Origin of the sequence: Oceaniferula spumae (assembly GCF_042849255.1) — a bacterium.
In the GTDB taxonomy this organism is placed as follows: Bacteria; Verrucomicrobiota; Verrucomicrobiia; order Verrucomicrobiales; family Akkermansiaceae; genus Oceaniferula; species Oceaniferula spumae.
This window is the reverse complement of record NZ_AP026866.1, coordinates 448,027-469,528: the sequence shown is the minus strand read 5'-3', so window position 1 is coordinate 469,528 and position 21,502 is coordinate 448,027. Positions and strand designations below refer to the sequence as shown.

At 48.9% G+C, this 21,502-nt stretch carries 28 protein-coding genes; 24 read left to right on the top strand and 4 right to left on the bottom strand.

Annotated features, from left to right (window positions below; genetic code table 11):
* The first annotated feature begins 101 nt into the window (after positions 1-101).
* The 9 genes from ACSPJT_RS02075 (at position 102) to ACSPJT_RS02035 (ending at position 6,637) form a co-directional block, all read left to right on the top strand.
* The gene (locus ACSPJT_RS02075) at positions 102-602 is read left to right on the top strand and encodes a hypothetical protein (protein ID WP_435894713.1); all 501 of its coding nucleotides are present in this window, start codon (positions 102-104) and stop codon (positions 600-602) included.
* A 100-nt stretch (positions 603-702) separates the two neighbouring features.
* Positions 703-1,230: a hypothetical protein gene (locus tag ACSPJT_RS02070; RefSeq protein ID WP_435894712.1), complete on the top strand. Its 528-nt coding sequence runs from the start codon at positions 703-705 to the stop codon at positions 1,228-1,230.
* 180 nt (positions 1,231-1,410) lie between these two features.
* Positions 1,411-1,863, top strand: a complete 453-nt coding sequence (locus ACSPJT_RS02065) for a hypothetical protein (RefSeq protein WP_435894711.1) — start codon at positions 1,411-1,413, stop codon at positions 1,861-1,863.
* A 120-nt stretch (positions 1,864-1,983) separates the two neighbouring features.
* Entirely contained in the window at positions 1,984-2,553 is a 570-nt protein-coding gene (locus tag ACSPJT_RS02060) for a hypothetical protein (protein WP_435894710.1), read from the top strand.
* 1,205 nt (positions 2,554-3,758) lie between these two features.
* Positions 3,759-4,013, top strand: a complete 255-nt coding sequence (locus ACSPJT_RS02055) for a hypothetical protein (protein WP_435894709.1) — start codon at positions 3,759-3,761, stop codon at positions 4,011-4,013.
* A gap of 142 nt (positions 4,014-4,155) precedes the next feature.
* Complete coding sequence (locus tag ACSPJT_RS02050; RefSeq protein WP_435894708.1) at positions 4,156-4,545, top strand: hypothetical protein; 390 nt, start codon at positions 4,156-4,158, stop codon at positions 4,543-4,545.
* A 121-nt stretch (positions 4,546-4,666) separates the two neighbouring features.
* Positions 4,667-5,092 carry a hypothetical protein gene (locus ACSPJT_RS02045; protein ID WP_435894707.1) on the top strand — a complete coding sequence of 142 codons (426 nt, stop codon included), beginning with the start codon at positions 4,667-4,669 and terminating at the stop codon, positions 5,090-5,092.
* 94 nt (positions 5,093-5,186) lie between these two features.
* A complete protein-coding gene (locus ACSPJT_RS02040; RefSeq protein WP_435894706.1) occupies positions 5,187-5,654 on the top strand; it encodes a hypothetical protein in 468 nt (155 codons plus the stop codon).
* A gap of 692 nt (positions 5,655-6,346) precedes the next feature.
* Positions 6,347-6,637 carry a hypothetical protein gene (locus tag ACSPJT_RS02035; RefSeq protein ID WP_435894705.1) on the top strand — a complete coding sequence of 97 codons (291 nt, stop codon included), beginning with the start codon at positions 6,347-6,349 and terminating at the stop codon, positions 6,635-6,637.
* Positions 6,638-6,714: 77 nt separating this feature from the next.
* On the opposite strand, the gene ACSPJT_RS02030 is transcribed toward ACSPJT_RS02035, so the two are convergent.
* The gene (locus tag ACSPJT_RS02030; protein WP_435894704.1) at positions 6,715-7,737 is read right to left on the bottom strand and encodes an IS110 family transposase; all 1,023 of its coding nucleotides are present in this window, start codon (positions 7,735-7,737) and stop codon (positions 6,715-6,717) included.
* 389 nt (positions 7,738-8,126) lie between these two features.
* Here ACSPJT_RS02030 and ACSPJT_RS02025 point away from each other — a divergent pair, with 389 nt between their 5' ends.
* Complete coding sequence (locus ACSPJT_RS02025; RefSeq protein WP_435894703.1) at positions 8,127-8,531, top strand: hypothetical protein; 405 nt, start codon at positions 8,127-8,129, stop codon at positions 8,529-8,531.
* 867 nt (positions 8,532-9,398) lie between these two features.
* On the opposite strand, the gene ACSPJT_RS02020 is transcribed toward ACSPJT_RS02025, so the two are convergent.
* Entirely contained in the window at positions 9,399-9,620 is a 222-nt protein-coding gene (locus ACSPJT_RS02020; RefSeq protein ID WP_435894702.1) for a hypothetical protein, read from the bottom strand.
* Between the two features lie 59 nt (positions 9,621-9,679).
* On the opposite strand from ACSPJT_RS02020, the gene ACSPJT_RS02015 reads away from it, so the two are divergent.
* From ACSPJT_RS02015 to ACSPJT_RS01955, 13 genes are all read left to right on the top strand, one after another.
* Positions 9,680-10,087 carry a hypothetical protein gene (locus ACSPJT_RS02015; protein WP_435894701.1) on the top strand — a complete coding sequence of 136 codons (408 nt, stop codon included), beginning with the start codon at positions 9,680-9,682 and terminating at the stop codon, positions 10,085-10,087.
* Positions 10,088-10,284: 197 nt separating this feature from the next.
* Complete coding sequence (locus ACSPJT_RS02010; RefSeq protein WP_435894700.1) at positions 10,285-10,680, top strand: hypothetical protein; 396 nt, start codon at positions 10,285-10,287, stop codon at positions 10,678-10,680.
* Between the two features lies 1 nt (position 10,681).
* The gene (locus ACSPJT_RS02005) at positions 10,682-11,233 is read left to right on the top strand and encodes a hypothetical protein (RefSeq protein WP_435894699.1); all 552 of its coding nucleotides are present in this window, start codon (positions 10,682-10,684) and stop codon (positions 11,231-11,233) included.
* A gap of 816 nt (positions 11,234-12,049) precedes the next feature.
* The gene (locus tag ACSPJT_RS02000) at positions 12,050-12,496 is read left to right on the top strand and encodes a hypothetical protein (RefSeq protein WP_435894698.1); all 447 of its coding nucleotides are present in this window, start codon (positions 12,050-12,052) and stop codon (positions 12,494-12,496) included.
* Between the two features lie 58 nt (positions 12,497-12,554).
* The gene (locus ACSPJT_RS01995) at positions 12,555-13,256 is read left to right on the top strand and encodes a hypothetical protein (protein ID WP_435894697.1); all 702 of its coding nucleotides are present in this window, start codon (positions 12,555-12,557) and stop codon (positions 13,254-13,256) included.
* Between the two features lie 24 nt (positions 13,257-13,280).
* Complete coding sequence (locus ACSPJT_RS01990; RefSeq protein WP_435894696.1) at positions 13,281-14,555, top strand: hypothetical protein; 1,275 nt, start codon at positions 13,281-13,283, stop codon at positions 14,553-14,555.
* Between the two features lie 160 nt (positions 14,556-14,715).
* Entirely contained in the window at positions 14,716-15,048 is a 333-nt protein-coding gene (locus ACSPJT_RS01985) for a hypothetical protein (RefSeq protein ID WP_435894695.1), read from the top strand.
* A 63-nt stretch (positions 15,049-15,111) separates the two neighbouring features.
* On the top strand, positions 15,112-15,672 hold the full coding sequence (locus tag ACSPJT_RS01980) for a hypothetical protein (RefSeq protein ID WP_435894694.1): 561 nt from the start codon (positions 15,112-15,114) through the stop codon (positions 15,670-15,672).
* A gap of 130 nt (positions 15,673-15,802) precedes the next feature.
* Entirely contained in the window at positions 15,803-16,267 is a 465-nt protein-coding gene (locus ACSPJT_RS01975; RefSeq protein WP_435894693.1) for a hypothetical protein, read from the top strand.
* 97 nt (positions 16,268-16,364) lie between these two features.
* Entirely contained in the window at positions 16,365-16,856 is a 492-nt protein-coding gene (locus ACSPJT_RS01970; protein ID WP_435894692.1) for a hypothetical protein, read from the top strand.
* Between the two features lie 138 nt (positions 16,857-16,994).
* The gene (locus tag ACSPJT_RS01965; protein WP_435894691.1) at positions 16,995-17,531 is read left to right on the top strand and encodes a hypothetical protein; all 537 of its coding nucleotides are present in this window, start codon (positions 16,995-16,997) and stop codon (positions 17,529-17,531) included.
* Between the two features lie 242 nt (positions 17,532-17,773).
* On the top strand, positions 17,774-18,547 hold the full coding sequence (locus ACSPJT_RS01960) for a hypothetical protein (protein ID WP_435894690.1): 774 nt from the start codon (positions 17,774-17,776) through the stop codon (positions 18,545-18,547).
* A 55-nt stretch (positions 18,548-18,602) separates the two neighbouring features.
* The gene (locus ACSPJT_RS01955) at positions 18,603-19,253 is read left to right on the top strand and encodes a hypothetical protein (RefSeq protein WP_435894689.1); all 651 of its coding nucleotides are present in this window, start codon (positions 18,603-18,605) and stop codon (positions 19,251-19,253) included.
* 189 nt (positions 19,254-19,442) lie between these two features.
* Here ACSPJT_RS01955 and ACSPJT_RS01950 read toward each other — a convergent pair whose 3' ends face one another.
* Positions 19,443-20,786 carry a trypsin-like peptidase domain-containing protein gene (locus tag ACSPJT_RS01950; protein ID WP_435894688.1) on the bottom strand — a complete coding sequence of 448 codons (1,344 nt, stop codon included), beginning with the start codon at positions 20,784-20,786 and terminating at the stop codon, positions 19,443-19,445.
* Between the two features lie 13 nt (positions 20,787-20,799).
* Entirely contained in the window at positions 20,800-21,099 is a 300-nt protein-coding gene (locus ACSPJT_RS01945) for a hypothetical protein (protein WP_435894687.1), read from the bottom strand.
* Positions 21,100-21,208: 109 nt separating this feature from the next.
* Between ACSPJT_RS01945 and ACSPJT_RS01940 the strand changes: the two genes are divergently transcribed.
* Positions 21,209-21,484 (top strand): helix-turn-helix domain-containing protein, encoded by a 276-nt coding sequence (locus tag ACSPJT_RS01940; RefSeq protein ID WP_435894686.1) that lies wholly within the window; start codon positions 21,209-21,211, stop codon positions 21,482-21,484.
* The last annotated feature ends 18 nt before the right edge of the window (positions 21,485-21,502 follow it).

Genomic DNA, 21,502 nt, shown 5'->3' with positions numbered 1-21,502 from the left:
CCGTCCTGAGTCCGAGACCGTTTTTGAGTTAAAACCATGAATGATTGGCGAGTGTTTTACACGCGGCGGTTGTTCTCTACGTTCGGCAATAATAAGATGCTATGGAAGCGCTACTATCAGAAGATGACGCCATACGGGAGCTGCGACTTAAGGCGGTACGCAAATTGTGCTATTCGGTTATACGTACGTTGATCATTTTTGGATTACCTATCTGTATTGCTTTCTCTGTCTGGTTCTACAACGTTGAACCAGAGAATACATTCTTATATATTGCGCCGCTTATGGTTGTTCCATTCTTGATGTTGATTTTCGTGTTGCTGCCGTATCTGAGCGCGCGCGTTCATAACCGTTGGTTGATTAAGGATGGTACGATAAGGTTAAAGGGCGAGGTGGCAGGTAAGATTTCGATGGCTAGACTAGCTGAATGGACGATTAAGCCATACTCTGATCTTGAGGGGTATTATAATTTGTCCATCAGCAGTAGAAATAGACTGAATGGGGCTAGCCTTATCTTATCGGAGAGTGACCATTCGATAGACAGCATAAATGCAATGTTTCCTAGCAAGAATGTGGCCGAACAAGGCGCTTCATCCGACCGTTAACCGTCCTCAGCCAGAAACCATTTAACGGAATCAACCACGCAAAGCCTTCGACCTTGTCACACCGGCGGTTGAGCTCTACGTTCGACAATAATCAAAAACTATGAAAACGATACTATTATTAATCACACCGCTGTTATTGGCGTTGCATGTTGGCGCTACTGAGTCTGCTGCATCTGAGAAAGATCCGTTTGAAGGGGTATTTGATAACCCATTTGGAATGGCTATAGAATATCCATTAACTAAACAATATGACCATCTAGATTTATATAAGGTAATCACCTGGTCTTCCCTGAATGCTTTGAAATCAAATATGTTAGTTGAAGGTCAGATTGATGGGTTTATCAAAGTTTATTCTGCGAAGGTGGAATCGGGTAAGGACGAGGGGAAGGTTGTACATAGATTTCTGCTTTATAAGAGCAAGGAAGACATGAAGTATAAACGGTTAAGTAGCTGTATAGTACTGAGCGATTATTCCTACGGAGTGTTACCAAATAATGGTGAAGTGAAGGAACCAAAGCAATTAGACGGAAAGTATTGTATAGCAGCAGGGATTTTCCGTAGGGCTGGGGGAGCAACCGCTGTATCAGCTAGATCGGTTGGACTGGCCTACCCTCTTTTCATTAAGTAACGTGATGCGAGCTTTTTCAGATTGTCTTGTAGCTCTATCGACACACTCGAGAATCTAAGTCGAACAAGTCGCTGCATCCGACCGCTAACCGTTCTGACGCGAGTAGCTGTTACCCGAGAAAAACCCTTTAAGATGTTCGACCGTTGCTGAGGCGTCGGTTGAGCTAAACGTTAGCCAATAATGAAATTACTGATCCCAATCATCACGTTGATCGTTGGTATTATGGTGGGCTATAAATTTTCCCCACATAAAGAAGAGAACGACCATTGGGCCGTGATTAAGGCTTATGACGATATGTTGGAGAAACCTTTTGCGCACAGTGACGCGCCTACACATGAAGTGGCGCTAATTGAGGATTATACAGAGCCTTACGAGAGTTTAGAGGCGTTAGTTGCTTCAGGTGAACTCGATAAAGCGACGCTCATTTTTCCTGATGTGCCGATTTCCTACGAAGTTAATAAGCGGTGGGTTGACTTCTGCAAGGCGCACAAAGAATCAATAGTGCACAGCTACAGTAACCCAGACCGGTCAGACCTGAGAACCAGTGGAGATAAGCCGTTTATGTGCGTTGTATATTTTAAGACGAAAGATACATCGATAGTGCAGGCACTCATCCGAATAATTGAAGGCTAACAAGGCGCTTCATCCGACGCGATACGGTTTCGAAGTCAGAAACCATTGAGAGCTAAGATCGTGAATGGTTGCGAAACTGTTTTACACGGCGCGGTTGAGCTCTACGTTAGCCAATAATAAATGAAGATTCCACTAGTCACATTATTAGTCCTGATGACCTTGAACTTGCCTATTTTGGCAGACAGGCCAGCTGGAGAGAGACCAAGAATATTTGTAAGTGAATACTGGAAGACTGTTACATTTTCTATGATGCCTGGAAGGTACGCTTATACGCCGAATCGAGTGATGGTGAGCCCTCCTTATGGGGTGGCGCACAGGCTTCAACCTGATGGTTCGATGAAAGAGATTTATAGGGTTTCTGGATGGTATTCGCACCAAGTTTTCCTTTCTATGGATGGACGATACCTTGTGAGAATGGGGCCATGGAGCCCGGGGCGAGAACTCTCCAAAGATCATGTCGCTGTGCAGTTCTACAAGGATGGTAAGCTCCTCAAAAGTTATTCGACTATTGATCTGGTAAAAGATCCTAAGAAGATTGAGCTTACGGTTAATCACTATTTTTGGAGAGGTCCTAAGTGCAAGTTAGAGACGGATAATAAGTTCATATTAGACACCATAGATGGCCTTAGGTATGTGTTTGATGCTACCAGCGGTGAGGTCATATCCAAGGAGAAGACAAAATCGGGCTAACAAGGCGCTTCATCCGACCGTTAACCGTTCTTAGCCAGAAACCATTTCACGGAATCAACCACCGACAGCCTTCGACCTTGTCACACCGGCGGTTGAGCTCTACGTTCGGCAATAATAATATGAATGCGATAGAACGCACATCCGACATCGACATCCCTGATGAGGAAATTACCTGGGAGGGGTTTGGCATTCACAGGACAAGCTTTCGACCTCAGTGGGATGGTGATCTAGTCAATCTGTTCACTGTAATTCATCCTCAGGAGTCAGAGGCTACAACCGAGAGTTTCGTTAAATCGTGCATAACCGATTTAGCGCAATGGATAATTCAGAATCAGAATCGCTTTTCGGCAGAGGATCGATACCAAATCATCGTTGGATGGCCTACTACTATACGAGAGACAGGACGTCATATCGCCAAGGCAGGAGGGACTCTTTCAGAACTCAGCGAATTGGTTTCTGGTGAGATTGAACCACGATTCTTACCTAGTTGGAGTGGTGGCATTTTCTCCAAGAACTAGGCCGAACAAGGCGCTTCATCCGACGCGATACCGTTCGTTGTCCGAGGAACTTGCAGAGCTAAAGACGTGAATGGTTGCGAATCTGTTTTACACGGCGCGGTTGAGCTCTACGTTCGCCAAAAAACAACCCCACCCGATGAACCTCTGCCGTGCATTACCAATCTGGTTTCTTGCCTTAACCGGCTTCGGAGCTTTGATGGGCAAATTCGTTATCGAGGACACGTTGAAGGGTGTGACGTGGGGATTTGTCATTGGCACAATTCCGATGTGGCTATTACTTCTCGTCGGGATTTGGGTTAACTTGGTAGCGCGAGACCATCCAAAGTGCCGCTGTGGGTGCTGGAGAAGTAAGGATTACGAATCCCTAGGATACAGCCTGGACCCGCCAATGCATTTTGACTATCGCTGCCGAGGGTGTGGCAGGTATTACAGGCATCGTGATGGTGTTTGTTACGACGTCGACGACCAGAACAACGAGATTCCTTACATGACACAGAAGGGACTCCTTCCATGGCGTCCAGCATCAACCGCATCAACTGCATAAACCGAAAACAGGCGAACAAGGCAGAGCACACCAATCCACTACCCGTCCAGAGTCGAAAATTTCAGATGATTCCAACCCTTAACCCCGAAGTCGTAGCGCGCCCCCGGTAGTGGATGGGTGTCTTATGACGTTAGGCAATAATAATGAAATCCAGAATCGGGCTACCAATATTTCTGCTTTGTGCGGGTTTCTTAATGTTCTTCGTGCCCTCCTTGGTGGAAGGATCTCAAGATCGAATTATCGAATGGTTGGCTCCAGGAGATCCTATTCCTCAGACTGCAATGGCTATTTACGGAATGATGTTGTTGGCTTCACGTGTTTGCATTCCGCTTGGGATTGCATTCTTGGTTTTTGGCGTTATTCGGTTGATTAAAGTTTCTTCCGAAGGCTACATATAGATAACTCAAAAAATAGGCCTAACAAGGCGCTGCATCCGACGCGATACCGTTCGTTGTGAGATGGAGATGTAGAACTAAAAATTAGAATGATGCGACACCGGTTTACACGGCGCGGTTGAGCTCTACGTTAGACAAAAATAATATGAACCTCAACCGACTAAGAGATCGATTGATTGATTCGATGCATTCAGACGAATCAGCTACGAGTTATTTTGCTTCTAGATTGAGTGAACCCGAGATGGTGTTGTCACTCTGTGCTATTTGTGCTCCGTATATCGAGTATAGCAATGATTGCAGAATGCAGGCTGCATACTTTTTATCTATGGCACCAGGCGAGCTTTTGGGAGAGGTTATTCCGTTGATGTGCATGACGCTTACGATCCGGTCAGAAGATGGTGATGACATGAATGGTAATATCGCATGCCATCTGATTAAAGCGATTCGGAAAGGACTTCCACATTATACAGGCACTCTTTATTATGACTTAGAGGGAATAGCAGAGCAATATGGGTGTGTCAAAAAATTGGTCTAACAAGGCGCTTCATCCGACCGTTAACCGTCCGTGAGCCAGAAACCTTTGAGAGCAAAAAACCATTGAGTGTATTCCACGGTTGAATCACCGGCGGTTGAGCTCTACGTTCGGCAATAATTATATGAGCACTCATCGATTTCCAACAGAAGAAGGTGCCAAGGAGGTAGCTGAATCTTTGGGCGTTTCGGTCAACGATATGCTCAAGTGCCAGGACTGGGAATACACCTTTCCGTCTTTGAGCGATTTGCCACGTTATGAACGTCTATATTCTGAAGACGGAACTTCAGATCTAGCGAAGCGCGTTCTCGGCTGTTTCATTTTTCAGTGTCTAGAAGATTCTTTGAGCGCAGGTTCGCCCGAGGAAACTGTTAGAACAAGCTTGGTTCGTCTCGTTTCAGATTTCCACATTCACGAAGATGAATTCCGGTATTGGGCACATGAAGATGATAAGCACTATAATGATTTTCCTGAAGAAGGATGGCATATCATGAAGCTTGCCCGTGAATACAAGAATGTGGCCGAACAAGGCGCTTCATCCGACCGTTAACCGGCCTCAGCCAGAAACCATTTCACGGAATCAACCACGCAGAGCCTTCGACCTTGTCTCACCGGCGGTTGAGCTCTACGTTGGGCTAGATAATATGAACTCGTACGACTACAGGCCAATTACCTTTGAGAAACATGTTTTCCCTCAATCTGTAATGGGGATAGGTATACTAGAACATGCTATCCCAAATTTGAGTGAGGTCACAGCTGATTGGGTTTGGCGTTTTCCAATTTGTTGTGGGACGGTTAAGAATTGTAAACCTGAATTGTGTATATCGTCATCCATAGAGCTGATTGATGGCATGCTGGAATACAGGAGCAATGTGCTATCCGAGATCTCAGATCGAATTGAGAGTGACGTTCACCCAGATCAAATTTATCAAGAGTGGATTTTAGCACTTCAGTCTATTCAGAACATAGCATTAGGGCGCTCAGAGATCTGTCAATGGTCAGCGCCGTTGCATCCAGATGACGCAATTCAAACACCCGAGGATCTGCAACGACAAATTAGCATTCTTGATAAAATTGCTTCTGGCGATCTTAAGCCTCGTATTACAGATTAAATTAAAAAGCCCAACAAGTCGCTGCATCCGACGCGATACCGTTCGTTGTCCGAGGAAGTTGTAGAGCTAAGAGCGTTAATGATGCGAAACTGTTTTACACGGCGCGCGGTTGAGCTCTACGTTCGGCAATAATAAGAAATGCAGAGCCATCAACATCATTCATTTTCCTCCCACTTGAACACTTCGGAGCTACAACGGCACGCGATCTCAATGAGGCATTTCGTAGTGTTGTTGTCTTGGTCGATATTTATTATGTTGGTTTGTCTGATTATGGGTTGGAACTTTACATGGCTGATTGTGATTTCTCCTCTATATATGATAATTTCGTATATTATGATGTGGGTAAGCGTGTCGACGACAGGTGGCGTTTCCCCATACAAATCAGATGTATCTGTTGGGGAAGATGGATTGCTTTCAGTGAGGTGGGGCATGGTCACTCATCGCTGGGGCAGGAAGCAATGGTATGAGGGTATTCGTAAGAATGAACGTGTGATTATCGTACGTTGGCCGTGGTGCTTGTTCGCCACTTATACAGTATTTCCCGTACCAAGAACAGTGGCCGAACAAGGCGCTTCATCCGACCGTTAACCGTTCCCAGGCCAGAAAACATTTCACGTAATCAGCCACTTGCTGCCTTCGACCTTGTCACACCGGCGGTTGAGCTCTACGTTCGGCAATAATAATATGAAGACATGAAAATACGCACCCTCTATGCCGTCATGGCGGTCGTGTTAGGTATTATTTGTGGATACTGTGGGGTATATCTAGGATTGAGTGGTGATTGGTTGCTTTCACCTGACAATACAAGATATGCGGTCATGCACGGAATGATATCAGGAATACTATTAGCAGTGGTATTGCAGATATTTCCCTATGTGCCTGTTATTCGGAGTAATCGTAGGCAGAACTGGTTGCTGGCAATTTGGATGCTCATCTATACCTCCGGATTATGCATATATGTTGCGAGTGTTGCAGTGGTATGACCCCGATACGAAGAAAGTGGCCGAACAAGATACTGCGTTAAAAAGTCAACGGTGATTTGAAGTTTTAAAGTGATCTTCTACGAGGTGCCCGGTGAGGGTAATGGGGTTCTCAAGCCGCGCTTGTCCGGATCGAAGGGTTGCCCTGATTTGAGGATGCCGTAGATTTGGTGAAGGAGCTTTCGCATGACAGCGACGACGACCTGTTTTCCGGTTTTGCCATTCTCTTTGAGACGCCGGGCGAACTCCCTGAGCAGCGGGTTGTAGGTCATCGCAGTCATGGCCGGGAGGTAGAGGGCTTTGCGCAAGTTGGAAGAACCGACTTTGGTGATGGGGGTGCTCGACTTGCCCGACGTGCCGCTGACGAAATGCCTCGGGGTGACACCCGCCCAGGCTGCGAGTTGCCGTGCGTCTCCGAAGAGTTCGATCTCGGGAAGCTCGGCGAGAAGGATCTGGCAGGTGGTTTCACCGAGGCCCGGGATGCTGTGCAGAAGAGAGTTCTGGGCGCTGAGCTGTGTGTTGTTGGAGACGATCTTCGATATTTTGCCACGAATGGTTTCGAGTTCCTTCTGCTGGGCCTTGATGCGCCGGTTGATGGAGCGCCTGACGTCAACGAGTGTGACAGCTTCCAGTTTGGTTTTGAGTCGTGCGGTATCCCGGGTGAGTGACTCGGCGTAGCGGCTGAGTTCCTTGACCTTGTCATGATCAGCCGGAAGGGGAGTCCACGGACGCAATTCCTCATGCTCCGACCTGAGGAACTGGGCGATGAGTCTTGCGTCGGCGGTGTCGCTCTTGTTGCGTCTCAGCTTCTGGTTGCCGAAGGCTTTGATCTGGCGGGGATTGACCAGATGGAGTGACCGCACTCCGAGTGTGTGGAGGGCGCTGGCGACCGGTTTGCCGTAATGCCCGGTCTGCTCAAGGCAGGCGAGAACCGAAGCCGGGTCCGCGATTTCAGAGAGCCATGAGACAAGGCTGCGGATACCGTCGGGGGTATTGTCGAAGCGTCCGGACTCTGTGGCTGTAATTGAGATGACATGGCAGAAGAGGTCCGCCCTGCCGACATCGATTCCCAGAAAGGGGGCTGGTGTGGATAGTGGTTTCATAGTAATTGGTTTGTGGAAGCTTGCTTCTGACACGGCACTCAAAACACCTCCCGGCCGGAGAGTCTCAGTCTCATCAAAACAGATTCGTTGATCTAAGATACTGCTCGGACTTGAAAGCCTGGAGAGCTGCGTGATGCCTGATCTTGTTCACAGACTCATCCGGGCGAACGGAGGTCTTGGCGCTGCACCAGATTGCATCACGCAGCCGTTTTGGGTTCCTTGTGGGAAACAAGTTTGTTAGCCTATCAGGCGGTGCAAATCCATCTTATGAGGCGCTTCATCCGACTCGATACCGCCCGGGAGCCAGAAACCATTGTGAGCTAAGAACGTGAATGGCGACGAATCTGTTTTACGCGGCGCGGTTGAGCTCTACGTTCGGTAATAATAGTATGAAGAAACCCACAATCATAGTTCTGTTGTTAAGCATCATTTTTAACATGGTGTTGGCTATATTATTAGCAGCTAAGTCACACACGCTTAACATAACGAAAGTGCAATTAACTGTAACGGAAAGGAACTATCTTCGATCTTTGGAATCTATATCGGAAGCGATACAAGTAGGTCTCAGCGATGCAGTGCAAGGAGAGTTGAATGTATTTCTTGTAGAATCTGATAGAACATCGAATGATGTGGCTAAGATGTCAGATAGGGTTGACATTAAAATTACTGAGAAGAGCACTCCTTATGATGACACGATGCCAATTGAGAATATACTAGAGAGAAGCAAAGCGGATTGGTATTTGAAAGTTAAACCCAAGAAACAGGCCGAACAAGGCGCTTCATCCGACCGTTAACCGTTCCTAAGCCAGAAATATCTGAGAGCAAAAAACCATTGAGAGTATTCAGCTGTTGTCCTGGCGGCGGTTGAGCTCTACGTTCTCTAAAAAATTGCATGCACGGATCAACGAAAAACCTATGGCTCGCAATCCTTGGCGGCATAGCCTTTCTTATCATAGCAATATTCGCTTTTGTGCTGCTATCCAATCCGGGGAAAGCGCCGCATCATAAATTTGACTCCTTCAACATCGACTACGAATCGTGTATCAACGCATTTGAGGGCAAGCGCACAAAAGAATTTACACACATGTGGGTTTTGCATTCATCAGACCTGAAAGCTTGGTGGGACCCCAACGGCATGAGGGCGGAGGCAGACCTCATACTGGACACACCTGACCAAGATGCAATCGGCACTTTACTATCACATGCTAGACAGTCACACCGATCCCCTAACTACGTCAGAACACTTTCCAGCGGTCGAATATATCACGTTCTACTTTTCAACGAGAACCGACATACCTACGCGCACTTGAGATTTGCCTACCGGTCAGAGCAGGCTGACGGCACAACGGTTTTTAGCCTAGTCACAGATCACAGGGGAGCACATCGAGTTAAGGATTGCCCAAGCTTCATCGATTTTGAGAGCAAGTTCCTCGCAAACAAATAAAGAGAGAACAAGGCGCTTCATCCGACGCGATACCGTTCGTTGTCCGATGACTTTGCAGAGCTAAAAACGTTAATGGTGTGAATCTGTTTTACACGGCGCGGTTGAGCTCTACGTTAGGCTCCGTGTTCATTCGAGGTTTGATCGTCTATCATCCTGGCACATTTTTCGTAGCTCATCCATTTTTGGTTTCCCAGTTGAACATGAACATCCAGCTCAATCATCGCACATGGTGGAAGATCGTCATTCGTTCGCGAACATGATTCACCTCGATGCAGATGGAGACGCTTTTGGTATTCATCGGTGCTTGGATTCTTGGTTTGCGGCGGTCGTTCACGTGGTTGACAACAAGGGCATGCAGCGGTGATAATCTCCACCTAACAAGACGCTTCATCCGACGCGATACCGTCCACAGCCAGAAACCACTGAGAGCTAAGCACATGAATGGTTGCAAATCTGTTTTACACGGCGCGGTTGAGCTCTACGTTCGGCAATAATAATATGAAACACATTCTACTGCTGATTTTCACGATCACGATGCCTGTATTAGCAGCTCCAAAGCCAGAGAGCATCCCTAAGATTAAGCAAGTTCTAGCTTCCCTTAAGCCAGGCGCAATCAGGCAGGATGAATTGGTCAGGTTAGTGAGAGTGCATTTCCCAGATGCCCACATTATTCCGTCGGTAGGTGACCTTGCCAATAGAGGGTTCACTCTCAAGATGCATAAAGATAAGAATACTGATTCTGATTTGATGATGACTGTTACAGATGGCAGATTTGATTGGCAGCACAGGAATGAGAAGTTCACGTTACGAGATATTGTGGTGCACAGTAAGGGAGGAGGAGATTCACATATGGCGTGGTATCGTTTCCTTGAAGGAGAGTGGGTTACGATGCCGAAGATAAGATAGGCCGAACAAGGCGCTTCATCCGACCGTTAACCGTACTTAGCCAGGAACCATTTCGCGGAATCAACCACCCACAGCCTTGGACCTTGTCACACCGGCGGTTGAGCTCTACGTTCGGCAATAATAAGAAATAATTCAGTTCAACCTTTCCTTGGCCAGCATAACCAGATAGAGAATCCAGCAACCTAATTATAACAAAGATGTCATTTATCAAACGACTATTCAGTAAGAAGAAATCTGATTTCCATATTCCGAATGGACTCCTTCTCGAGATGGAAGGTAAGAATCAATTACGCTATATAACGTATCTGAGTATTGATAGTTCCGAAATAATAACGGAGCATATCGCCACCATTTTAGATTCCCATGCTGAGAATTGGGTTACTACTAATTTTTCAGGCGATGTTAATTTTCAGTTTTGGAACGATCTTCTGGAAGATGAGCATTTGGAACCTGTTGGTCAATATTTGGGGGAGGTGATCGCGCAATCCCAGAAGCTGATAGACGATAACGGAATAGCCTCTGCTGATGGTAATCGTGTTGTATTGCGATACACACTAAGCAAGCATCATGGTGATGCTACCGAACAACCATAATGTGGCCGAACAAGGCGCTTCATCCGACGCGATACCGTTCGTTGTCCGAGGAACTTGCAGAGCTAAAGATATTAATGGTGCGAATCTGTTTTACACGGCGCGGTTGAGCTCTACGTTAGACAAGAATAAGAAACCAATGAAAACCGCTATACTAATTTTAATGTTTGCACTACCAATCGCCATTTTTGCAGCAGACGAGAAAGTTGAGGGCGAAACGTCAGTAAAAGTATTAGCAAACGTTAAGGGAGATGCTGTCGTATTTACTATTATTTCACCTCAGTATCCACACAGAACTAAGATTGAGGATTTATGGCCAACTAGCGATATAGAGATTTTACATTCTGCTCGATTAGTTGGGCCAAGTTTAAATGTGCCTGTGACGAGAAGTACACCACAAGCTACCTTTACAATTCCAAAATCAATGTTGAAAGGTTTGACTCTCAATTTAGTATTACGAACATCAGCACGTTCTGAGGCATTAACGAATAAAAACAGAAAGGAGCGGCAGATCAATTTGGAGGGGCTCGTCAATGAAAGCCGGGCAAAAAAATAAGTCTAACAAGGCGCTTCATCCGACGCGATACCGTCCGTGAGCCAGAAACCATTTTGAGCTAAAGCCGTTAATGATTGGAAACTGTTTTACATCGCGCGGTTGAGCTCTACGTTGGATAATAATAAAAAGAATCCCGGGCTGCGGTGGTGAAGCAGGGGATCGGTGAATGGAGGATCAGAATGACCTCACATGCCGCCTATTGGTCGTAGTTTCCCGCTGGGTCGAGATTTGAGATAGCCGTCATGTGAGTTCATACTGATCCTTGGCGACTGTGCGAGAGCATGGAACGAACAATAATTTTCGTCGGTGGCGATGGTGCGGTGTTTGGTTACGCTCCGCAGCTGCATGAACAAGACTCTTCCGTAAACTCCAGAGACATGTCCATTCCGCTGCTCCGCTGGCCACTGTTGCGACGAGGCCACGCGGTGTTGCGCTGTGAGCGGCGTGACGATGCTTCGAGGTGGATCGACGTTTTTGCCACCGGTAGGGTGTCGACCACGGTTTTACTCCGGCAAGTTTTTCGGCGTGGTGCGCCTTCCTTTACACGAGCTTGGTGATCTGGTACTGATTCCGGTGAGAGCGTGGGGCGAATCGGATCCAACAAGGCGATGCATCCGACGCGATACCGTCCACAGCCAGAAACCATTGAGAGCTAAGAATGTGAATGGTTGCAAATCTGGTTTACACGGCGCGGTTGATCTCTACGTTCGGCAAGATATGATTACGCGGTCAATAGCACTCTGGGCGATGCTCCTCATTAGTGGATGCCGTGAATCCGAGCGCCCTTCTCAAGAAGGGGTGAAGACCTCCCCTACCATGAGCCTTGAAAGAATGATCAAAGAGAACGGCGAGGTCACCTTCCATGGCTGGAATGGCATGGAACGAAATCATACTGCTCATTTTCGTCTGACCTTCCAGAAAGAAGGCAAGGTGAATCTCGACACAATGGGATACAACTTTGTTTTTGCACACGGATCTTTTCGCCTGAAGGATGACTCCCTATTAGATATTACTTTTGACCAGATTGATGCTCCAGAAATCGATAAGCGAGGATATACAACCGATTGGCCTACGCTGAGGCTAACGGAGTCGGAAGGCCGTTTGCAAATTCACAGAGAAGATGGTTCCACTGCATGGCACCTGGATTGGCCATTGTATCCTATGATTACTAGAGATCTTTGGCCAGTCAGCACTTTGACCAACAATGCCGAACAAGGCAGAGCACACCAATCCACTACCCGCCCCGAGTCGAAATCTGAATGACCATTCCAACCTTTAACCCTGAAGTCAGAGCGCGCCCCCGGTAGCGGATGGGTGTCTTATGACGTTAGCCGAAGAAATGGAGGAGCCGCAATCAGATGTCGTTGAGATGCGACTCGACAAGGAAATCGGTCTGAGCGGGCATCCCGGACTGGCTGCGGACATCTATTCGCTTCCGATTGATCGTCCTGGGATTTACCGGTTCGAGGCGACGCCAAGCAGCCTTGAAGACTATCACGGGGTCGCAGAGATTCGGGTTCTCCACGTGGATACCCAGTCGTTCGAGGAAGATACCTCGAATCGCCGCACCGGAGTCAGCATTGAAACCCATGGTGGGGCCGTGGTCTCTGAGCGAAGCCACTTGTCTGATATGCGTGAGTATTTCGACGAAGCAGACTTCGACCGTGGATCGGATAACGAAACACTTTGGAATCGTTTCGCAGATGGATTTTCATCGACTCATACAGAGCAACTGAGTGTTCCGGGAGGAGCGTCATCACGGGTGTTCGCCTTCTTCCCATGCGACGAGTATCTTGCCGTGACTCCACTCTTGAATGAAGGTGATGTTTGCGGATACCTCCTTCAATGCCGATGCGGATCCAGAGGGGAACGTTCTGCCACCACCAACACGGCACACCAACAACGGCTAACAAGACGCTGGACACCAAGACCTGACCCGCTGCGAGTCGAAAGCGCTATGACAACTCAAACCATTAACCCGGAATCAACGCTCGCCCTCAGGTCAGGTCTGGGTCAGCTTTGACGTTCGCTGAAAAAACTCCCGTCAATGCCTCGCCATCACAAGTTGAAGAATGTCGCTCTCGTAATCGGGGTGATGCTTGCCGTAACGTGTCTTGCTCCATGTGAGCAGAAGCTGCCGACTGCCGAGGAGCAATCACTTGCGAGGATCGAGAAGCGTATCGAGGCGGCTTACGACCTATGGTGTAGCAAGCCAGAAGAGAGTCGCGAGGCGTATGATGCCACTATCCGACAGATTTTTGAGTCCCTGAGTGAGGATGAGATCCGTCTTGTCGCTCAGAATATTGGGTTTGAGTGCGAGAGGGAAGCATACCGGATGTGGGCGAGATTCGACCCTTCCGGAGCGTTGAGGGCGGTTCGTGCATTTGAAGATAAGAACGCCGATGAGATCAAGCTCGCTGGAACCGGCCTTGAAGGAGGGCCTGGTGAGGCGATGCAAGAATACGTCTTTGAGATGTATTTGGGTGCGATTGAGGGCTGGTCAGAAGTTGATCCAAAGGTCGCATGGGAATCCTTCAAGGACAGGAAAGGTTCCTTATCGAACTCATTGGTGATAGATGACTTTGTTTGCGCCTTTTACCGCGTTCTTTGCGAGCATCTCGCTAAGGTCGATCCGGATCGAGCATTCAATGAGCTCATCAGCTTCCGCTCCGATGACTACGAAGAGATGATTGTCGCAAGCATGCTGGGAGGATACCTCAGATCCGCTCCACGTGGTCGAGATTGGCGCAAGGAGGTGAATCAACTGCTTGAGCGAGAATGGCGGCACGGTTGGTGGCTCCATTCAGAGATTCGCACGGCTCTGATGGGGCGATGGCTTCAAGATGATGCAGAGGCGGCAGAACGCTGGTTTTTAGAGTCCGACATCGAGGGATTGAACTGGTCGTATCGAGACGATCAAAAGGATAGGAAGATCCGAAACGGCCTCGGAAGTGCTGCGGGATACTGGGCCGCTAGGGATCTCCCTGGTGCTTGGCGTTGGATGAAGTCCTACAATGGGCTCAAGAGGAAGGGATTTGGGGCGGCAGTGCTACACGGTGCCGATGTATTTCTTACGAAGCGCGACGCCTATTTTGTTGCTGGCGGCGGGGTACGCGCATCTCTCTTGGCGCAGGCTGCAAAGCTACCCGAAGAACTTGGTCGCGAAGCATGCATAGCAATGCTTCAAGATGCTGAACCAAACGCCGAGTATCTCGACCCCGTGATCGAGCAAAACCGAAGCAGCGAACAAGACGGCGCTGACCAACCCGCTGCCGCTCCGGAGTCGAAGCCTCAAACTGAATCGGAGGTGCGCCCCCAGTAGCTGGTGGCTGGCCTCAAACGTTAGCTAAATAATGAATACCCTCTATCAATCGTTCATGCTGATTCTCTTTCTGACAGCTTGCAATACACGTCCGCCAATCGAAAGAGATGATTCATCACTCGTGGATTCATCTGTAGCTGATGCAATTAAGGCATTCGGAATGAGCAAAGATCATTTAACAGTGATTGAGGAGCCGCCAGGTATTCCGCGTGGCGTAGCTGGAACAGACTCTGACGGTGCGCAGGTTGAGCTTTACATCCGACGTGGGGCGGTTCCCATGAGCGTGAAGCGAGACTGGAAGATCAACGCATTTCTAGGCCACAAAGTTGTCGGCGTCGCACGTGAGACTGAGGGCGGCTGGGTGATTACCGGAGAAGTCATGCTGATCCGTGCTCAAAGCGTAACGCCATCACAAACAAAAGCGAACAAGGCAGCGCACACCAACCTGCTACCCGCCCCGAGTCGAAATCTGAATGACCATTCCAACCCTTAACCCCGAAGTCAGAGCGCGCCCCCGGTAGTGGATGGGTGTCTTATGACGTTAGCCAATAATAATATGAAAACACATCTGCTCGTTATTACATTAATGTTCAGTGCACTGGGGCATCTCCCTGCACAGATATTGGAATCGAAGGTGCCTTGGACGGGGACAGCGAGAAACACCACGCTACGTGAATTCCTTCCGCGGATTCAAGGCTGGTCAGAAGGACAAGGGAAGAAAACCATTTCCTATATATATATGGGGATAATATCTGATCAGATATTTGATAAACAGATTCGAGTCCGTATACCTGCAGAGGACAAGCCTTCATATGAAGATGTTATACGTTTGGCGTTTGAACGCGCAGGGATGAAAGTCGCATTGAAAGACTCGGATAGAGGAATAGAAGTCACTCCGATTTATTCCCGAATACTAAAGTTGAACGATGACACTCTGAAGAGATTGAGAGCTTCGAAGATAGAGACTACAGATGGAATATCTAAGAAGGTAAAGTCTAGAGTTGGCGACCTCTCAAATCATTTCTGGTTGAGATACATGGATGATGGTGTGTTATCGTTTGGTGGCACCAATGAGGATATAACCAAAGTGGCGAGATTTTTCGCCAAATACGAATAATTCGGGCTAACAAGGCGCTTCATCCGACGCGATACCGTTCCTAGCCAGGAGCTGTTGAGAGGCAAGGATGTGAATGATTGCGAAACTATTTTACACCGCGCGGTTAAGCTCTACGTTAGCCAATAATAATATGAAGTGTTGGATAATGATATCTGTGATCGCTCTCGTTTCGTGTGGTTGCACGCGTAATGCTGCCAAGGAAGAAGCTTCGGTTAACATTGAATGGCATGAAGCGACCTACGGTTTAGAGGAGTATAAGGAGATGCAGCCCGGGCGTCCGATTCTAGCCCTGTTTGTCTCTGATTGGGATCTGACTGGGCAGATTCATCGTAAGGTTTTCGAGGATGAGACCAGTATGGAGATCCTGAAGGGATCACGGTTTTTGTGCATATGGTATGATTGCACGGAGCCCGATAGCCTAGGTATGAGGGAATTGAAGCGACTTAAGCAGCTTGCTTTGCCGGTCACTGTATTTGTTGATGGTTCGAGTGCAGAGGATCGGTTTATCGACACGCCTGTGAACAATGAGAAGATATACGATTTGCTACGGAACCTAAGGATAGTGGCCGAACAAGTCGCTGCATCCGACCGCTAACCTGCTCGGAGTCGATGGCGTAGTCACCAATTAATTTTGCTCAGACATTTGCCCATTCGGTTTGGGCGGTCGGTTGAGCTATACGTTCGGCAATAATATGAAAATCCTCCTAGTCACGATCTTTCTATACGGCCTAGTATCATCCGCATCAGCGGACGCAGGCTTGAAGAACAAATTCGTGGGTATTTGGTGGGGCACCATGAAGATCACTAATGGTTATGAGCTGGGTTATAACGAACATTGGATTATTGAGCGTAAGAATAACGGTCAATATCGGAGGCAGAGGTTTATGGTAGATCACGTTAAGAGAATGTATTGCCCGTTTTCCTTAAAACCCGTGAAAGGACTCTGGCGACTATCAGACAGTTCCAATAAGTTCATCTATTTGATCTACAAGAGTGATATCGAGGGGGGGGCTAATTACTTAGTGACCGTCAATGATGGTGTAGTCAGATGGACTGGAGGCAACATTTCAGGACCGGAAGTGGATTGGAGTTGTGAGGAGGTAAAGATCAAGAAGTTTGCTCCAAAGTTTAATGGTGTATATCAACGCGTTACAAGAGATGAGTTTGATAAGCGAAATCGATAACTTAGGCTAACAAGTCGCTGCATCCGACAGCTAACCGTCTCGTAGTCGGAGACCTTTGAGAGATAAAAACCATGCTTGGCCTATGTCTGTTTTACAGGCGGCGGTTGAGCTCTACGTTCGGTAATACTAATAACACTTATGAAAAAAATCATATTAATGAGCTTGCTGGCTTCGATGCTGACATTGGCAGAGAATGACGAACTCGATACTTCGGACGAGTATATGTTACGCAGTATCTACATTGACCCATTACCTACGGAATACCCTTTGTCAGATCAAAAATTCGACTTGATTCACCATAAGGTAATTAGTTGGTCCACATTTGAAACCTTGGGTCACAGGGGTCTAATTGAGGGCCAAATGGACGGGTTTCTAAAGGTTGTCGAGGGGACGATCAAGGAAGGAGAAAACAAGGGTAAGGTTGTGTATAAATGTTATCTATACAAAAGTAAAGAATCCCTGGAATACAAAAGGTTAGGTAGCTGTATTGAGTTATTTGACTGGAAAAGGCTTATTTCTGATCGATCCTTCCGAGAAGATCCAAAGTTGTTAAATGGAAAATACTGCATAACTGCGGGAGTTTTTCAGAAGCTTGAAGAGCGAACATCAGTATTGGGGAATTCGGTTAACTTGTTTAGAATTTATATTAAAAAAGATGCAGTCTTGAAAAAGTGAATTCAATAATGTGGCCTAACTAGGCGGTGCTGACGACCGTTGACCTTCCCTAGCCCAGAGCCATTTTAGAGTAGAAACCATGAAGCAGTGGCGGCTTCCCTAGACGAATCGGTTGAGCTCTACCTCAGAGAGGAATAACAGAAGTGAGACGTGCACGCACAGAATTCACAGATCTTCAGAAAGCGAAGATTTTCGTCCGAGACCGGGCTACATGCTGCTTTTCAGGGGTCAATTTGTGGTTGTTGGATTCGCCGCTACGGCCCGGTGTCCAGACCGATTGGGTGGATCACGTCCGGCCGTCAGCACGAGGCGGGCGATCTTCCGTAGACAACGGAGTATGCGCGTCACATACATACAATGCGAAAAAGCGGCACAATTCAGCTGACACATTCTTTCTGTTTGAAGAGGGGCAGCCGACCAGTGGCTACTTCGAGTTGTTCGGCCGGTTACCCATTGAACAGGAGTCACGATTGCTCCGGTTATCCGGGCTTGCCATCGAAGACTGGTTTCTCAACCGGTCGTTGAGCCGGGTTTTTGAAGGGTTCTACGACCGGTGCTACAGAGATCGCTACGGATCGGACAACAAGCGTGATTTCCATTACTGGTATCGCGCCGCATACCGCAAACTAACCAAATATCAGCGGTTGGCGGCTAACAGGCCGACTCTTGAAGATAGGGACATCATAACCCGTCCGTCGCCTCTGGCCGGGCAATGGCTGCGCCTTCGAACTGCTTCCTCTGAGCCGGCTTTTTTAACGGTCATCGGGGAGATATATCCGGCATATAAGCGCAATTTTGAGACTTGGGCTTCTTACTTCTGGGATTGCGAGTCACCGGACGAAGCTGGCCAGGTATACGAGACGGTCATGGCCTCAGACGATGTTTGCGACGAGATCAAGGGCTGCATGACGTGCGATTACCGACTCAGGCAAAAAAGAGGGGGCAGGGGCGTGACGGACACGTCCACGCCAATAGTTCCGGGGCAGAGTTTGCCTGATGGTTGGAACCCTGGTTAAAAGGTCCCGGTCCGGTTGCCTGTCAGCGGCGGTGGCTCCGAAAACCTTCCATAATATGATGAAAAGTGTATTCGTTTGTTTATTCCTGATTACTCAGAGTTTTGTCTTTTGTGGGGAGCAGGACAAAGATCCGTTTTCCCGACTAGATCCAAAGCCGGTTGACAGGTCAAAAGACCTCAAGTCTGATAGTTTCATCAGTAACGGTCTGCTTGCGGCCTTCAGGGAAAAACGTCTGGACAAGGGGAGCGGCAATAAGAAGTCATTGATCAGGATTACCATCAGGCGAAGCTTCCACTCCACTCTGATGTTTCAATGGTTTCCCGGTGAGTCCAGATTGCAGGTCAAGCGTCTCAAACCTCATGACGACCCGTTTGGCGATTCATGGGGGGAACTTGATTTGGACCGCAGTGTGAAGCTGCCCGAAGCTCAACAGAAGCTTCTGAAGATTCTGTATTCCAATGCACCACTTGAAATCATGCCTCAGGATTTCTGGCAGCCTCAGGGACTAGATGGCTCCACATGGATATACGAATCTGCGGCAGAAGGCGGTTCGATATTGGTAGCACGCCGGAATCCGGTTGATCCTTCCGTGGTCTGTATCGCCGACACCGGGATAAAGCCCGGGCGACTGTCGAAGGAGCTGCAGCTGACATCGTTCGCATTGATGCTGCGGACTCTCTCCGGCATTGATGAGGAGCCATACTGAGGCGTGCGGAAAGCCATCAGCATGAAGTGCAACGCCAGATAGTCGGGCAATCCTTCGACAGGTGCTTTGGTTCAAGACCGGCAGCAATTCGGGCCGGTTGATACGCACAAAGATAACAACAATGCCGTGTCCTGTCAGGTCGCGGCATTTTCGTGTACACGTGTTTCTGAAAACCGGGGTGTGACGCGGTCACCTGTAGAGTTCCTCGACCGCTTGCGTCGCGCCCCGGGCGTTGGCTTCAACCCTGACCTGGTCGTCGGTGATGACGAGTGCCGCACTGATTGCAAAACCCAGGTTGTCGTTGCCGCCGACCTTCCAGGTGTTGACTCCGATCCAGTGATAGCGGTCACCCGATTTGACCAGTAGTGGTCCGCCACTGTTGCCGGGGTTGATGGCTGCATCGGTCTGGATGACGGCTCCGGATTCACGGATGGCGCTGATCTTTCCGAAAGTATGTGTTCCATGTAACTCGTTAGGCGATCCGACCGCGACAACGTCGTCACCAAGTCTGATCGGTATCGAGCCGGTGTATTCGAGGGTCTGGTAATCACGCCCCTCGACAAGCCCGGTGCCGTCTATCACCAGCCATGTCAGATCGAAATCATCCCGGCGTAAGGTGAAGTGCTCGACCGTCGCATACTTGCCACTGGCGAAAATTATCCTGAGGTCGTAGTTGCTGGTCTCTGGAGTTCCGTCATCGTCGCTTGCTGCCAGCGCCTCCAGTCCGAGCACATGGCGGTTGGTCACCAGGTAAAGCTTGTCCTTTATCTTGCCGATCACCACTGCCGAGCCGGTCCATCTGACTGTGTCGTTTGGTGACAGTGAGTCTTCTTCGATGAAGTAGCCTCGAACGAACGGGGCGGAAAGCTTCAGAGACTCAAACGGAATCCCGGGTGTTTCCGGCGGGAGGGTTTCATTCCCCGTGACGGCGCTGTCTCCGCCCCGGTGATCTTTCTGCCATTGCACGTCCGCCAAATAAGCCCAATGCAATCTCAGCAGGACGCACAAAAGCAACGCCCCGCATATGACGAGCTTGCGGGTTTTGGAATGGGCCGTGAGGGGGGATGCCATTGTCTGACTGTCGCAGATTTGATCCTGCAAGCCTCCCTTGCCACGGGTTATGGCCATTCCGACCGCGACAAGTAAGTACCACAATAGGCAGAGCCACAGAAACGGGTGTGATTCCGAGGGCGTCGTATACAGCAACTTGATAGCCAAGAGCGGAGCCCAGACAACGATGAACCTGAGCAAAATGAGTGCGGGCCCGGAGAACTCATCAACCTTGTATCGAGTGATGGTGCCGGCAAGCAGCTTGCCCGGTGAGGCTCCGGTCAGGTGCGACGAGGTATACCAGACCAGCAGGAACGCCGCCCAGGCAAGAATCAGAGCCCAGAGGTTGGTTCCGATTATTCCCAATGCGATGCGCTCGAAGATGTCCAGAACAAGCAAATCGATCAATACTGCCGCAAAACGTCTCCAGAACAGGGAGGGAGACTTGGGACCGTCTGAGAGTTGGATACTGTGGGGAGTCATGAAAACGGGCGGGTTATCTGTTGGAAAATGTGTTCTGCATCCATGCCAGAAATAAAACAGCCCCCCATGCCCAGGGGTTTTTCAGCAAACGCAGGTACCACTCCGTGTCATCTCCGCCCGCCACAAGTTCCCTGTCATAAGTAATCGCACGTGACGCGAGTTCGCCCGGCGTTGATCGGAAGTCCATGAACCACCCGAATACAGCGGGAATGACCGCCAGGACAACGAACACGAGTGTGGCGGTCCCCATGATCCACCACAGGGCAGTGAGGGCCTGTCGTTCAAACCGGGGGTTGGCGGGTTTCCAAATCATGGGCTCTTACAAGGTTTGCACTTGGGTGGAACAGTGAAGTCTGGGGAGATTCGTTGCTCCCGTATCGGAGCAATAATTGTGATCAGTTGATCTAACGTCAAGCTCCGAAATGGGAGCAGACGACAAGAACCAGAACATCATAGGGCCGGTCTTGCGCACTATGCGCGTCGAAGCGGGACTGTCCCAGGAGCAGTTGGCGGCGAAGATCCAGGTGCAGGGCTGGGATCTCAGCAGGGCCGGACTGTCAAAGATCGAGTCCCGGTTGCGAAGAGTGAATGATGCGGAGCTGCTGGTTTTGTCCCGGGTTCTGGGGTGTGATCTGAAGGATCTGTATCCATCCAGGGTGAACGGATTGCGCGACGTGCTGCGACAGGGGAAACCGTAGACAAGCGTTCCGTCGGCG